This is a genomic window from Exiguobacterium sp. s192, from assembly GCF_018618795.1.
GTDB classification, from domain to species: domain Bacteria; phylum Bacillota; class Bacilli; order Exiguobacteriales; family Exiguobacteriaceae; genus Exiguobacterium_A; species Exiguobacterium_A undae.
In genome coordinates this window covers 1-13,361 of sequence record NZ_JACSMS010000005.1, presented here as the reverse complement: position 1 = coordinate 13,361, position 13,361 = coordinate 1, and the positions used below count along the sequence as shown (strand labels likewise).

Sequence of the window (13,361 nt, the reverse complement as noted above, 5' to 3'; positions counted from 1 at the left end):
TTATGAACGACAAAGGGGGGAACCATCGTGCGATTATTTCGCCAACTCAGTTGGTTTCTGAAGGAACATAAAAAATCGTATTTAGTTGCCGTGTTGTTATTGATCGTGACCGGCTTCATCGACCTGACACCACCATGGCTGATTGGGAAAGTCATTGACGGATTACGGTCCGGTTCAATGGACCGGACGACCTTGATCCAGTATGTGGTTGGTCTTGTCGTAATTTCAATCGCGTCCTTTATCTTGACGTATTTGTGGCTTGCGAAATTATTCGGAACAGCTTTTTTACTGGAACGCACGTTACGCAGTCAGTTCTTTACGCACTTGTTAAAACTGACACCCACCTTTTATCAGCGCAATCGAACAGGCGATTTAATGGCGCTGGCGACCAATGACTTGAAGGCGGTTGAACGGACAGCCGGGTTTGGTGTCCTGACACTCGTCGATTCGTTGAACATGACGGCGATTACGCTCGTCGTGATGGGTGTCGCCATTGATTGGAAATTGACACTGGCGGCACTGTTGCCGATGCCGATTCTTGCTTATGCGATGAACAAGCTAGGCAGTCAGATTCACGGACGTTTCATGACGGCACAGGATGCGTTCGGCACGATGAATGACCAAGTCGTGGAATCGATTTCTGGTCTGCGTGTCATTCGTTCTTTTGTTCAAGAAGATATCGATGTCAAAAAGTTTGATGACGTGACGACTGATGTGTTTGATAAAAACATGCACGTCGCCAAAATTGATGTCTTGTTTGAACCCATCATTAAATTATTAGTCGGCATCAGTTATTTGATCGGTTTATCGTTCGGGACGTACCTTGTCTTTACGAACGACATCACGCTGGGACAGCTCGTTGCCTTCAATATTTACCTCGGGATGTTGATCTGGCCGATGTATGCGTTCGGGGAATTGATCAATGTCATCCAGCGTGGAACGGCAAGTCTTGACCGTCTGCAGGCGACGATGCGCGTTAAGCCGCTGATCACCTCAACGCCGGTTGTCGACGTAGCGACTCCGGAAACGATTGAAGTATCGGATTTGACATTTACGTATCCGGGAACGGATCAACCGGCCTTGCGCGGCGTTAACGTAACGATTGAACAAGGGAAGACGATTGGAATCGTCGGTCCGACAGGGGCCGGGAAAACGACGTTGCTACGCCAGTTCCTCCGCGAATATCCGGTCGGACGCGACATGTTGAAAGTCAACGGGACGCCGTACGAAGATGTGGCGCTTGAGACGGTCCGGGGCTGGACGGGTTATGTCTCGCAGGAACATTTACTGTTCTCGAAAACTGTCCGGGATAACATCTTGTTTGGTGCCGGAACGGCAACGGAAGCGGAATTGCAAGAAGCAATTCGCCTCGCTTCGTTTACGACAGATGTCACGATGCTCGATCAAGGTCTTGAGACGTTAGTCGGCGAACGTGGTGTCACGCTATCCGGTGGACAAAAGCAACGGCTCTCGATTGCTCGAGCGATGTTGAAGAAACCGAAATTGTTATTGCTCGACGACTCCTTGTCAGCTGTAGATGCGAAAACCGAATCACATATCATCGAAGCGATTCGCACCAATCGTGAGCAGTCCACGACGTTGATCGTCGCCCACCGGTTGTCCGCTGTTGCCCATGCGGACGAAATTCTTGTCCTCCAAGACGGTCAAGTGACGGAACGCGGAACGCATGAAGAGTTGATGGAACGCCAGGGCTGGTATGCCGAGCAATTTGAACGTCAAAGTGAAGAAACGTAAGGTAGGAGGTGTCAAACATGAATGAAGAAGAGTTGTATCTACTGGATCCTGTTCGTCGGAAAACGACGATTCGTTCGCTTGTCCGCTATGCGATGTATGAGAAACGCGCCATTTTCCTGGGATTGTTTTTATTGATTCTGGCGGTTGGAGCAGAATTGACCGGTCCGTACATCGCAAAAGTCATCATCGACGAGCATATCGTCGCGATTGAAAAGGATTGGGTCGAAGTGGAGTCGGGCGGAACGGTGGAATACGCAGGACGAGAGTTCGCGAAGACGAAAGACGTATCTGAGTCTGCCATCATTCAACCGATTTCAATCGTCCAATCGAAAGAAGGATATTATTTTGTTCCGGAGCAAGTCGTCAGCGGTGGAGAACGGAACGTGACCGACGGAACGTTGACCATCACACGCGGCGACGAGACATTCCGTTATTCGGGTGTCGAAAAGCTGACGCAAGGGCAAGTCTATGACTTTTACGCCTCCGACTTAAAAGCGGTCGGTTGGTTGTCGCTCCTTTATATCGTCTTGCTGTTGATTGCAGCGGGGCTGAACTGGATTCAGCAAATCTTGCTTCAGCGGTCGGCGCATAAAATCGTCAAACGGATGCGTCTTGATGTTTTTTCCCATTTACAACGGTTGCCGGTCCGCTACTTTGACCAAACACCGATCGGGAAAATCGTCAGCCGGGTGACGAATGATACGGAAACGATTCGTGATTTATATCTAGGGGTGTTGGCGCGGGTCTTTTCCGGGTTGATCACGATGGCCGGAATTTTAGTAGCGATGTTTTTCCTCGATATTCGTCTGGGACTGGTCTCGCTCCTGATCATCCCGATCGTCTATTTCTGGATTCAGCTGTTTCAAAAATTGGCGACGGAAAACAACTTTAAGGTCCGGTCGCTTGTCGCCGACATGAACGGTCAGTTGAATGAAAATATTCAAACGATGCCGATCATTCAAGCCTATGCGCGGGAAAAAGAAGTGTTGGCAGAATTCGAACAGAAAAACGAAGAGAATTATCAGACCCGTTCGAAGTTATTACGGCTCGATGCCTTGATGTCGCACAACTTGTCGTATTTCTTGAAAAACCTGACACTCGCTTTGTTGATTTGGGTCGTCGCCGGAAAGAGTTTGACTGACGGGACGTTTTTATCGCTCGGTATTTTATACGCTTATATCGACTATGTCTCACGTCTCTTTGAACCGGTCACTCAAATCATGAACCAGTTGTCTCCATTGCAGCAGGCACTCGTTTCCGCGGACCGGATGTTCCAGTTGCTGGATGAGAAAGGAGAAGACGTTGAAAAAGGACGCCTTGCTCGTTTTGCGGGACGTGTCGAGTTCAAGCAGGTCGGATTCAGTTACGATCCGGGTCATCCTGTGTTGCAAGACATTGAAATTGATGCGCGTCCGGGGGCGACGGTTGCTCTCGTTGGTCATACGGGCAGCGGAAAAAGTTCGATCATGAACTTATTGATGCGTTTTTATGATCCGTCCTCCGGACAGTTGTTGATTGACGGACAAGATGTCACGAAACTCCCGAAGCAGGCGGTTCGGGATCATATGGGGATTGTCTTGCAAGATCCGTTTTTATTCACGGGAACGATTCGGTCGAACATCACGCTTGGAAATCCGGCCATTTCGGAAGAGCGTATCCGTGAAGCCATCATTGCAGTGGGCGCGGATCGATTCATTGACCGGCTCCCGAAAGGACTGGATGAACCGGTCATCGAAAAAGGGGCGACCTTATCTGCCGGGGAACGGCAGTTGATCAGTTTTGCCCGGGCACTGGCCTTTGATCCGGCCATCTTGGTGCTCGATGAAGCAACGGCGAGTGTCGACTCCGAGACGGAAGCAATGATTCAAGAAGCGTTGTTGACGTTGACGAAAGGGCGGACGACATTCATCATCGCCCACCGCTTGTCGACGATTAAAGACGCGGATGAAATCATTGTTCTTGACCAAGGACGTATTGCTGAACGTGGTACACACGAAGAGTTGCTCGCAAAACAAAACATCTACGCCAAAATGTATGCCTTGCAAAGCAAACGGAATCTCGAACTGAAATCAAGCTAACCCTATGATTCTCCTCCCTCTTTTCGTATATACTAATGACGAAGAGGGGGAGTTTTTTGATGGATACACGAATGAGTCAACTGTCGAAGTATGAATTAGAGATGCTCGCGACGAAGTTGAATGAACAAAAACGAAAAGCGGAGCAACACGGCAACATGAGTGAAGTGGAAGTCATCATTCGAAAGATTGCGATTGCCCAAAGTTATCTCGTTGATGCCAGCCGGTTCGAGACGGGACGCTTTTACCGGATCGACGGGGAAGAAGCGCGATTCGAGTTGCATTTCGTCAACGGTGTCATGGGATGGGGGCATTTTGAAGGGACGGTCAATGAAGTGGCGATTCCACTGGCATTGATTCAAGAAGAGGAGGAATGATGATGGAACAGAACCGTTCAGAAGCATTACAAGGACTGGCAAATGAACTGCAACTTGTCAATGAGACGCTGACACCGCTCGAAGCGTTGACATGGGTCGAAGTGCTGTGGGAGGATTTCGAGGCGACGCTCGCACGTGCGGGCGAAAAGTATCAAGGCGAGGCTGTTGCCGTACGTTTCGTTCAGCAACAGATCAAACAGCATGGAGCGATGCTTCATCGTTTCAATACGACAAATGAGAAATTCAAACATCTGATGATCGGGCGCGACACCCAGTGATTCAGGTGCAACAAAAAAAGGACTCGTTGACCCGGAAGTTGTTTCGGGTAACGAGTCCTTTATTCATAGTGCAGGGACAACCAGTTTTTTTTGTAACGTACGTTCACTGAAGACCCAGCCGGTGTACGAGCTGACGATCTGGCGGGAGGCCGCATCGATCCGGACAACCGCGACGAACGGATAAACTTCTTTCGTAAAGTAACGTAAGTTCGTGAAACGGTATTCGACAATCCCGTCTTTTCGTGAAACGGTATACGTGTGAATTTTTGAGAATTCGAGAAAAGCTTGCAAATCGGCATTTTCTTTGACGATTTCGTATAATTCGTCTCCATGCGGTTCGTCCTTAATCCGGAAATTACCGCATTCGACGACGGTACCGGCATTGATTTTGACGACAGCATATTCATTGCGCAAGCGGGCCGCGACATGCCATTCATCCCATTTCATACCGGGAGAGATAAACAGCTTATGGGCTCCGCCGTAGTAACGGGCTGCCGTTGCCAAGGCGTCGTTTCGCAACTTAAACTGAACGGCGTAGTAGATGATGACGATCGCAATCAGAATCGGGAAGATGACAATTGTCGCCCGGGTCAGCAACCAGATGCCGAACGCGCTGTAATACATCGTGAACAGATACGGATCAAATGTATTGATGACACCCCATCCGATCCAAGTCCTTTTAAAGGGGTGGAGTGCCTGTGTGCCGTAAGCATTAAACAGATCGACGAAGACATGAAGGGCGACAGCGGTCTGTGCCATCAGCCATAATGAAGTAGGTGGAACACCAAATAAAGCGCCGATGACGATCGACAACAACAACGGCCAAGCGATCAAAGCGATTAAGCCATGTGATTTACCACGGTGTTGTCTGAGATAGGCACTGTTGCCTTTAAATTTAAATACAGTATCAAAGTCCGGAGCATGGGAACCGACCAAAGCTGTAGTGGTGACGGCAGCGAACAGTGTGGCATTTGCTGCGACATCGGGTTCAAGTGTTGAAATGGCGGCGAGACAAAGTCCCATTCCGATATGCGTACCAGTATCCAATGCGAATTCGCTCCTCTATAAAGTATTCAAGATAATAAAAAAGAATCGTAGAGTGATTTCATGGTTAATTGAACTTACTATAACGTATCAGACAGAAAAGAGGTAGAATTTTGACTCTCGTTACAGAATATTTCACAAACTTTAATAAGCAACATTTTACAACCGAACTGGTGCAATGGTTCTTGCGCGAACAACGGCAACTGCCATGGCGTGAAACGAAAAATCCTTATCATATTTGGATCAGTGAGATCATGTTGCAACAGACACGGGTCGATACGGTGATTCCTTATTACCACCGCTTCACGGAACGCTTTCCGACACCACACGACTTGGCTGCGGCGGAACAAAGTGAAGTCTTAAAATATTGGGAAGGCTTAGGGTACTATTCCCGTGTTAAGAACCTTCAAATCGCCGTTCAGGAAGTTGTTGAAAAATACGGCGGAATTGTACCGGATGAAAAGGAACGATTCGAAAGTTTGCGGGGGGTCGGTCCTTATACGACAGGTGCCGTGCTCTCTATCGCTTACGGACATCCGGAGCCGGCTGTTGATGGAAACGTCATGCGTGTTTTATCACGGGTCTTGGGGATTTATGACGACATCGCCGCTCCAAAAACACGAAAAGTATTCGAAGCTGCTGTCCATGAGTTAATTGATCACACGGATCCTTCAAGTTTCAATCAAGGCTTGATGGAACTGGGCGCGATGGTCTGTACGCCAAAATCACCGATGTGTGGACTTTGTCCGGTCAATGATGTCTGTTTCGCTTACGAGCGGTCTGTTCAAGCAGAGCTTCCGGTCAAAACTAAAAAAGGGAAAACGCAGACGATTCAGTATGACGCCTTGGTATATGAAGAAAACGGTCAAGTGGCAGTCATGCAACGTCCCGATACAGGACTCCTCGCGGGCATGTGGCAATACCCTCTGGTCGAAACGTCAGAAGAGCAGCCGGGAACGCGTATTGGCAGTGTCAAACATATCTTTTCCCACCGGATTTGGGACATTACGGTCTATCGTGTCACGATCCAACCGGAAGGGACCGTCTTGATGGATGAACAAACGTATGCCAAGCAACCGATTTCAGTCGCCCAGATGAAGATTGATCGTCTACTAAAGGAGGAACTTTAATGAATCGTTTTATGACGGAAACCCGTGTCCCGACGACAAAAGAACAAGCTTGGTTATTTTTAAGTGACGCTAAAGCATTAACCGGCATGACGACTTTTCCGAAAGTTCAGACCATCGGTGATACCCGGACGTATGCCGGCAATACGATCCAGCTAAAGGTCGGAGTACCGCCGATTTTTGTACAGTGGGATTCGATCATCCCGATGGTCGGCAAAGATGCATTTGTTGACGTCGGAGTGAAGGTGCCGTTTCCTTTCGCTGCTTGGTGTCATACACACCGTGTCGAAGAACGTCAGGATGGCGTATATATGATTGACGACTTAATCTATAAATCCTATTTTCCCAAATGGTTTGTCGACGCCTTTATTCTTCGGCCGATGTTTCAGCAACGAAAACAAGCCATCTTGCATCATTTTTCAAAATAAATACCAGTCATTTTCCTGAAAAAATAGCCTTTCGTTTTTCATGTGTTCTGAAAATGGGTATAATAAGCACGAGAGTAGAGAAAAAACTGAATAAAAAGCTTCAGAAAGGAGTAGCACATGAGTCGATTCCCAAAAGAAAGTAGCAAGATTGAGATTCAAAGTTTCAAACATAACGGCAGCTTACACAGAGTTTGGGAAGAAACGCTCGTGCTTAAATCGACGGATGAAGAATTGATTGGATTCAATGACCGGATCATGGTCAGTGAATCGGATGGTCGTCAGTGGCGGACACGCGAACCCGCGATTTGTTATTTTTCGACAGAACTCTGGTTTAATGTAATTTGTATGATCCGTGAAGACGGAATCTACTATTACTGCAACTTAGGGTCACCTTCGACGTTTGATGAAAAGGATCGAGCAGTCAAGTACATTGATTATGATTTAGACATCAAGGTGTATCCAGACATGTCTTACATGATTTTGGATGAGGACGAGTACGAAAAACATCGCCGCGAGATGAATTATCCGAAAGCGATTGATCGTATTCTAAAAGACAACGTCCAAATTTTGATTCAATGGATTCGGAGTCGGAAGGGTCCGTTTAATCCAGCATTCGTTGAAACGTGGTATCGTGAATACGAAACAAGATATCGGAGATGATGGTTCGCCATCGTCTTTTTTTAGTGGAAAGAAGGGAAACACATGGCTAGAACAAAACAAGTACGATCAAAAGAAAAAGGTTCGATCCGGCGATACATGGAATTCGTCAAACCATACAAGAAACAAATCCTCCTGACCGTATTTGTCGGGATCATCAAATTCTCGATTCCGTTAGGGTTACCGTTACTCTATAAATACATTATCGATAACTTATTATCGGAGACGACTACTGTTCCATTGGCGGAACGCAGTAAAGAGTTGGCGTATCTGATTGGAGCCGGTTTCTTCGTCTTCCTCGTCGTCAAACCACCGCTCGAGTACATTCGGCAATACCTTGCCCAGTGGTCCGCTTCGAAAATTCTGTTTGATGTCCGGAATCGACTGTTTGATCATGTGCAGAAATTATCACTTCGATTTTATTCAAATTCTAAAACAGGTGAGGTCATCTCACGGATCATTAATGACGTCGAACAAACAAAAGACTTTGTCGTGACCGGTCTGATGAACTTGTGGCTCGATATGATTACGATTTTAATTGCGATTGCCATCATGTGGACCATTGATCCAAAGCTGACACTCGTCGCGATCATCCCGTTGCCGTTTTATGCGCTTGCCGTGAAATTTTTCTATGGCCGGCTTCGCAGTCTGACGCGTGATCGGTCCGCGGCACTGGCTGAACTGCAAGGTCACTTGACGGAACGTGTCAATGGCATGGCCGTCATCCGCAGTTTTGCGCTCGAACCCCATGAAAACCGTGCCTTTAAAAAGCAAAATGACGGATTCTTGACAGCTGCGTTACGCCAAACCAACTGGAACGCCCGGACATATGTCGTCGTCTCGACGATTACTGATTTTGCACCAATCTTGATTTTTGGTGCTGCGGCTTTCCTTGTTTTGAACGGTCAAGAATCACTTGGGACGATGGTTGCCTTCATCGCCTATATCGACCGTCTGTACGCACCGCTCGGACGGCTCGTCAACTCATCGACGACATTGACCCAGTCGATTGCCTCGATGGACCGGATGTTCGAATTTTTGGATGAACCGTATGACATCACGGAAAAAGCGACAGCTAAAAATCCGGTTGCTGTCAAAGGGAACGTTCAATTTGAAAATATCAGCTTCTCCTATGAAGAAGGCGGCGAACGGGCGATTAACGGTTTGACGCTCGACGTTCAGGCCGGGGAACGGATTGCTTTTGTCGGCATGTCAGGCGGAGGGAAGTCAACCCTCGTCAGTCTGATTCCGCGTTTTTATGACGTCTCTTCCGGACGGATTACCCTTGACGGCGTCGACATTCGTGATTTGAAGTTGCGGGGTCTACGTGATCAAATCGGAATGGTCATGCAAGAATCGATTCTGTTCAGTGAATCGGTCGAGATGAACATCAAGATGGGAAATCCGGAGGCGACGGATGAACAGGTCATTGCTGCAGCGAAAGCCGCCAATGCCCATGAATTCATCGAACGACTGCAAGATGGATATAAAACACCGGTCGGCGAACGGGGCGTTAAATTATCAGGCGGACAAAAACAGCGTCTGGCGATTGCCCGTGTCTTCCTCAAAAATCCACCGATCTTGATTTTAGATGAAGCGACGAGTGCGTTGGATTTGGAAAGTGAAGCGATGATTCAAGACTCGCTGGCGCGTCTCGCCAAAGGACGGACGACGTTTACCGTTGCCCACCGTCTTTCGACCATTACCGATGCCGATAAAATCGTCGTCATCGAGAACGGTCAGATTACGGAGATGGGACGTCATGAGGACTTGATGCGTAAACGTGGTGCCTACTTTGAACTGTATGCGATCCAAAACCTAGAGCTCGTTGAATAAAAAAAGGCTATTCCGTTTTACGGAATAGCCTTTTTATGTGATATGAAAGGGGAACAGCTTACAGTTGTGCGAAGGCACGGTTGACGGCAGCAATCGTCTCGTCGATATCTGCTTCTGTGTGAGCTGTCGTCAAGAACCAGGCTTCATACTTAGAAGGGGCAAGGTTAACGCCCTGTTCAAGCATCAACTTGAAGAAACGGCCGAACATCTCACTGTCTGCACGCTCTGCTCCTAAATAATCGACGACCGTCTCATCCGTGAAGTAGACCGTCAAGGCTCCTTTGAGGCGGTTGATCGTAATCGTGACAGCATGTGTGTCTGCTGCTTCGAGAATACCTTGTTCAAGCTTCGCGCCAAGGCGATCGAACTCTTCGTAAACACCTGGTTGTTCGAGTAACTCAAGGCAAGCGATTCCGGCAGCCATCGAAGCCGGGTTACCGGCCATCGTACCCGCCTGATAAGCCGGACCGAGTGGTGCGACATGTTCCATAATGTCTTGGCGACCGCCATATGCCCCGATCGGTAAACCGCCACCGATGATTTTTCCAAGTGCCGTCATGTCCGGACGGATGTTCAGAAGTTCTTGGGCACTGCCGTACATGAAACGGAAAGCAGTGATGACTTCATCGTAGATGACGAGCGCGCCATGTTCATGGGTGATTTCATTGATCGCTTCGAGGAAACCAGGTTGTGGTTCAACAATCCCGAAGTTACCGACGATGGGTTCGACGAGGACACAGGCGACTTGATCGCCCCATTCCTTCATGATCTGACGATACGCTTCAATATCGTTGAACGGTGTCGTAATGACTTCTTTGGCAGTTGCTTTCGTCACACCGGCTGAATCAGGTGAACCGAGGGTCGCGGGACCACTACCTGCTGCAATCAGCATCAAGTCCGAGTGACCATGGTAGCATCCGCTGAACTTGACGACGAGTTCACGTCCCGTGTAGGCGCGGGCGACGCGGATCGTCGTCATGACGGCCTCTGTTCCGGAGTTCGTAAAGCGGACCTTTTCCAAAGAAGGAATCGCTTGTTGGAGTTTGTGGGCAAAATCAATTTCCAGACGATGCGGTGTCCCGTACAATAAGCCGTTTTTTGAAGCGTTCGTGATCGCTTCTGTAATATGAGGGTGACCGTGACCTGTGATGATTGGTCCGTAAGCTGCTAAGTAATCAATATAACGATTGCCGTCGACATCATAAAAGTAAGCACCTTCTCCGCGTTCCATATAAACGGGGGCACCGCCTCCGACTGCTTTATAAGAACGGGAAGGGCTGTTGACGCCTCCGACGATACATTTTTGTGCCACTTCATATAATGCTTCGGAAGTTGGGCGGTTTGCATGAGTTGACATGATGATTCCTCCAATCATTGATACGTGAAAAATATCACGATATGATTGTATCATGTCCGTCAAACGGGGAGCAGAGCCGTTGACGGAAAGAAAGAATGTAGGTAGACTAATTATAAAGATTACAATCTAATAATCAATGAAAGATAGAAATGAGGGGATGACGTGGCGAACGAGATGCTAGATGATGCAGTACGCTCTTTACGTGAATCAGGCGTTCGGATGACACCACAACGTCATGCGATTTTGGAATATTTAACGACGGGACATACCCATCCGACAGCAGATGAAATTTATCGTGCGCTCGAACATCGTTTTCCAAATATGAGTGTGGCGACGGTTTATAATAATTTACGGGTCTTCCGGGAAAAAGGAATCGTGGAAGAAATGAATTATGGGGATGCGTCGAGTCGCTTCGACTTTGTCACGACTCGCCATTATCATATGATTTGTGAAGGCTGTGGAAAAATCGTGGACTTCAATTACCCGGTTCTTGATGACGTCGAGACGGTTGCTGCCCACTTGACAGGTTTCAAAGTGGATCGTCATCGTTTAGAAGTATACGGAACTTGTCCGGACTGCCAATCGAAGGTGCAATGAAAAAACGAGCTTCCTTTAGCGGGGAGCTCGTTTACTGTGTTTATTGTATTTTTCATCAAATTCTTTACCTTCAAGATTTCGGTCCATCGTCAGCGGTTCGTCGCAGTGCATACATAAATCGACCCGGCCCAGAACCTTCGTTTCCTTTCCGCAGTTCGGACAGGTGACAACAGCGGCTTTCGTCGAAGTTAGTCCAATGAGGAAATAAAGGGCTGTACTTGCAAGCACCATGACAAATCCGACCAGCATTAAAATGACCATGATAATTTCGAATTGTTTTAACAAAAGACCGCCGTACATGACAAGCATTCCGCCGAAAACAAGGAACATTGCCAAGTTACGGGCACGGTTTATTTTATTTTTACGTTGTTTTTTCACATGAATTCCCCCTGTAGTCAGTCTAGCATATTGTTGGATCGAGTCTGAAGCAGGAACGGTTGATTTTTTGTCGAAAATGGTAACGGACGAATGATCAGAGTGATGAGTACGGAGCAAAGAAGGGTGAGAGGGAAATGGAACAAGTGACACGCACGATTTATTCGGAATATGCAGCTTATCCGGAGACGCAGGGCATCATCTCCGTTGAAAAAAGACAGCCGAGAGACTCGCTGACGGATCAATTTGATGTCTTGCTTCTAGTGATCACACGTGATCCATCAATTGAATGGACGGTCAAACATTACCGTTTGGATACATTACGTGTTTCGTTACATCTTGTAAACGAACAGGTCTTATCGCGTTGGCTGATTTTAAATGCGAATCGGCGAGCGGTTCATTGGATATCAGAAGGGACCATTATTTTTGAACGAAATGATTATTTAACGGATTTAAAAAAACAATTACTTAATTTTCCGGAGACGGAACGATGTTTGCAAATGTCCCTGTCGTTCGCAAAACTGTTGCGCCGTTTTCAAGACGGAAGAAATCTGTTCAGTCGCGGAAACTACTATGACGCCTACACGCATGTCCACCATGCCTTGCATCATTTGGCACGGTTGTCGGTTCTCGAAAAAGGGGCACACCCGGAAGTCGTCGTTTGGGAACAGGCACGTTTAGACGATCCGGACGTCTACAAGCTGTATGAACAATTATTATTAAGCGAAGAAACATTGGAGCAACGGATTCATTTAGCGTTGATTGGTCTCGAGCACTTGTTGCAGTCCAAGGTATTGTCCGGCGGGAAATACTTATTTGAAGTGATGCGGGAACACGATCGGCCGTGGACGATGTATGAGTTGATGGAAGACGATCGTTTGGAAGAGCTGAAAGTGGACTTAGGCAGTCTGATTGATTTCTTTATCCGTAAAGGATTGGTTCGTATTTCTTATCAACGGACAAAAGGTTTGGGAGTAGAACTCGTAACGTATGAACCGGTCGTCTAATAGACCGGTTTTTTTTAATTGGTTAAAATAAAAAACGTCGGCATATTATAGAAGGAAAAAATAACACAATAAAAATTAAGGGAAAAGTGTTGACGTTATTATCTCGAGATAGTATATTAATACATGTCGACAGGCACACGCCGATGACGCGATAAATTAATTTGGAAAAAGGATTGACGCATAAGTTATTCCGTGATATCTTATTAAAGTCGCTGAAAACGACACGACGAACTTTGAAAACTGAACGATGAGGCAAAAAACGTATCTTCGGATACAAACAATGAATGAAGCGCAAGCTTCGTCAACGTGACTCCGGTCACAACAACGAGCAAGTCAAACACTTTATGGAGAGTTTGATCCTGGCTCAGGACGAACGCTGGCGGCGTGCCTAATACATGCAAGTCGAGCGCAGGAAGCTCACGGAACTCTTCGGAGGGAAGTGAAGGGA

The 13,361-nt window shown here is 47.4% G+C and carries 13 protein-coding genes and 1 rRNA gene; 11 read left to right on the top strand and 3 right to left on the bottom strand.

Annotated elements, in window-relative coordinates; translation table 11 throughout:
• Positions 1-27 precede the first annotated feature (27 nt).
• Genes KNP87_RS09785 through KNP87_RS09770 form a run of 4 tightly spaced genes read left to right on the top strand, consistent with a single transcriptional unit; the run spans position 28 to position 4,485 of the window.
• Positions 28-1,755, top strand: a complete 1,728-nt coding sequence (locus tag KNP87_RS09785) for an ABC transporter ATP-binding protein (RefSeq protein ID WP_353049367.1) — start codon at positions 28-30, stop codon at positions 1,753-1,755.
• 17 nt (positions 1,756-1,772) lie between these two features.
• On the top strand, positions 1,773-3,833 hold the full coding sequence (locus tag KNP87_RS09780) for an ABC transporter ATP-binding protein (RefSeq protein WP_214721547.1): 2,061 nt from the start codon (positions 1,773-1,775) through the stop codon (positions 3,831-3,833).
• 59 nt (positions 3,834-3,892) lie between these two features.
• Positions 3,893-4,207 (top strand): DUF1811 family protein, encoded by a 315-nt coding sequence (locus KNP87_RS09775; RefSeq protein WP_214721546.1) that lies wholly within the window; start codon positions 3,893-3,895, stop codon positions 4,205-4,207.
• 2 nt (positions 4,208-4,209) lie between these two features.
• Positions 4,210-4,485 (top strand): YfhJ family protein, encoded by a 276-nt coding sequence (locus tag KNP87_RS09770; RefSeq protein WP_214721545.1) that lies wholly within the window; start codon positions 4,210-4,212, stop codon positions 4,483-4,485.
• 63 nt (positions 4,486-4,548) lie between these two features.
• Here KNP87_RS09770 and KNP87_RS09765 read toward each other — a convergent pair whose 3' ends face one another.
• Positions 4,549-5,532 carry a metal-dependent hydrolase gene (locus KNP87_RS09765; protein WP_214721544.1) on the bottom strand — a complete coding sequence of 328 codons (984 nt, stop codon included), beginning with the start codon at positions 5,530-5,532 and terminating at the stop codon, positions 4,549-4,551.
• A 110-nt stretch (positions 5,533-5,642) separates the two neighbouring features.
• Here KNP87_RS09765 and mutY point away from each other — a divergent pair, with 110 nt between their 5' ends.
• The 4 genes from mutY to KNP87_RS09745 all read left to right on the top strand — a co-directional run bounded on the left by mutY (position 5,643) and on the right by KNP87_RS09745 (position 9,577).
• Entirely contained in the window at positions 5,643-6,659 is a 1,017-nt protein-coding gene (gene mutY, locus KNP87_RS09760; RefSeq protein WP_214721543.1) for an A/G-specific adenine glycosylase, read from the top strand.
• Positions 6,659-7,084 carry an SRPBCC family protein gene (locus KNP87_RS09755; protein ID WP_026833779.1) on the top strand — a complete coding sequence of 142 codons (426 nt, stop codon included), beginning with the start codon at positions 6,659-6,661 and terminating at the stop codon, positions 7,082-7,084. The genes mutY and KNP87_RS09755 overlap by 1 nt, the downstream gene beginning before the upstream one ends.
• Before the next feature lie 117 nt (positions 7,085-7,201).
• Positions 7,202-7,744, top strand: coding sequence for a nucleoside tri-diphosphate phosphatase (ntdP, locus tag KNP87_RS09750; protein ID WP_026833778.1), 543 nt, complete (start codon positions 7,202-7,204; stop codon positions 7,742-7,744).
• 42 nt (positions 7,745-7,786) lie between these two features.
• Complete coding sequence (locus KNP87_RS09745) at positions 7,787-9,577, top strand: ABC transporter ATP-binding protein (RefSeq protein ID WP_051524882.1); 1,791 nt, start codon at positions 7,787-7,789, stop codon at positions 9,575-9,577.
• Between the two features lie 58 nt (positions 9,578-9,635).
• On the opposite strand, the gene KNP87_RS09740 is transcribed toward KNP87_RS09745, so the two are convergent.
• Positions 9,636-10,934: a glutamate-1-semialdehyde 2,1-aminomutase gene (locus KNP87_RS09740; protein WP_119923749.1), complete on the bottom strand. Its 1,299-nt coding sequence runs from the start codon at positions 10,932-10,934 to the stop codon at positions 9,636-9,638.
• A gap of 174 nt (positions 10,935-11,108) precedes the next feature.
• On the opposite strand from KNP87_RS09740, the gene perR reads away from it, so the two are divergent.
• A complete protein-coding gene (gene perR / locus KNP87_RS09735) occupies positions 11,109-11,531 on the top strand; it encodes a peroxide-responsive transcriptional repressor PerR (RefSeq protein WP_251135550.1) in 423 nt (140 codons plus the stop codon).
• A gap of 15 nt (positions 11,532-11,546) precedes the next feature.
• Here perR and KNP87_RS09730 read toward each other — a convergent pair whose 3' ends face one another.
• On the bottom strand, positions 11,547-11,909 hold the full coding sequence (locus KNP87_RS09730; RefSeq protein ID WP_012369565.1) for a DUF2614 family zinc ribbon-containing protein: 363 nt from the start codon (positions 11,907-11,909) through the stop codon (positions 11,547-11,549).
• A 134-nt stretch (positions 11,910-12,043) separates the two neighbouring features.
• Here KNP87_RS09730 and KNP87_RS09725 point away from each other — a divergent pair, with 134 nt between their 5' ends.
• A complete protein-coding gene (locus KNP87_RS09725; RefSeq protein WP_026833774.1) occupies positions 12,044-12,913 on the top strand; it encodes a nucleotidyltransferase-like protein in 870 nt (289 codons plus the stop codon).
• Positions 12,914-13,254: 341 nt separating this feature from the next.
• A 16S ribosomal RNA gene (locus KNP87_RS09720) occupies positions 13,255-13,361 on the top strand; the annotation flags it as partial.

Coding starts and splice junctions, on each gene's coding strand:
- ntdP (WP_026833778.1), top strand. CDS start 7,202: ATGAGTCGATTCCCAAAAGAAAGTAGCAAGATTGAGATTCAAAGTTTC.
- KNP87_RS09775 (WP_214721546.1), top strand. CDS start 3,893: ATGGATACACGAATGAGTCAACTGTCGAAGTATGAATTAGAGATGCTC.
- KNP87_RS09780 (WP_214721547.1), top strand. CDS start 1,773: ATGAATGAAGAAGAGTTGTATCTACTGGATCCTGTTCGTCGGAAAACG.
- KNP87_RS09725 (WP_026833774.1), top strand. CDS start 12,044: ATGGAACAAGTGACACGCACGATTTATTCGGAATATGCAGCTTATCCG.
- perR (WP_251135550.1), top strand. CDS start 11,109: ATGCTAGATGATGCAGTACGCTCTTTACGTGAATCAGGCGTTCGGATG.
- KNP87_RS09740 (WP_119923749.1), bottom strand. CDS start 10,934: ATGTCAACTCATGCAAACCGCCCAACTTCCGAAGCATTATATGAAGTG.
- KNP87_RS09745 (WP_051524882.1), top strand. CDS start 7,787: ATGGCTAGAACAAAACAAGTACGATCAAAAGAAAAAGGTTCGATCCGG.
- KNP87_RS09755 (WP_026833779.1), top strand. CDS start 6,659: ATGAATCGTTTTATGACGGAAACCCGTGTCCCGACGACAAAAGAACAA.
- KNP87_RS09770 (WP_214721545.1), top strand. CDS start 4,210: ATGGAACAGAACCGTTCAGAAGCATTACAAGGACTGGCAAATGAACTG.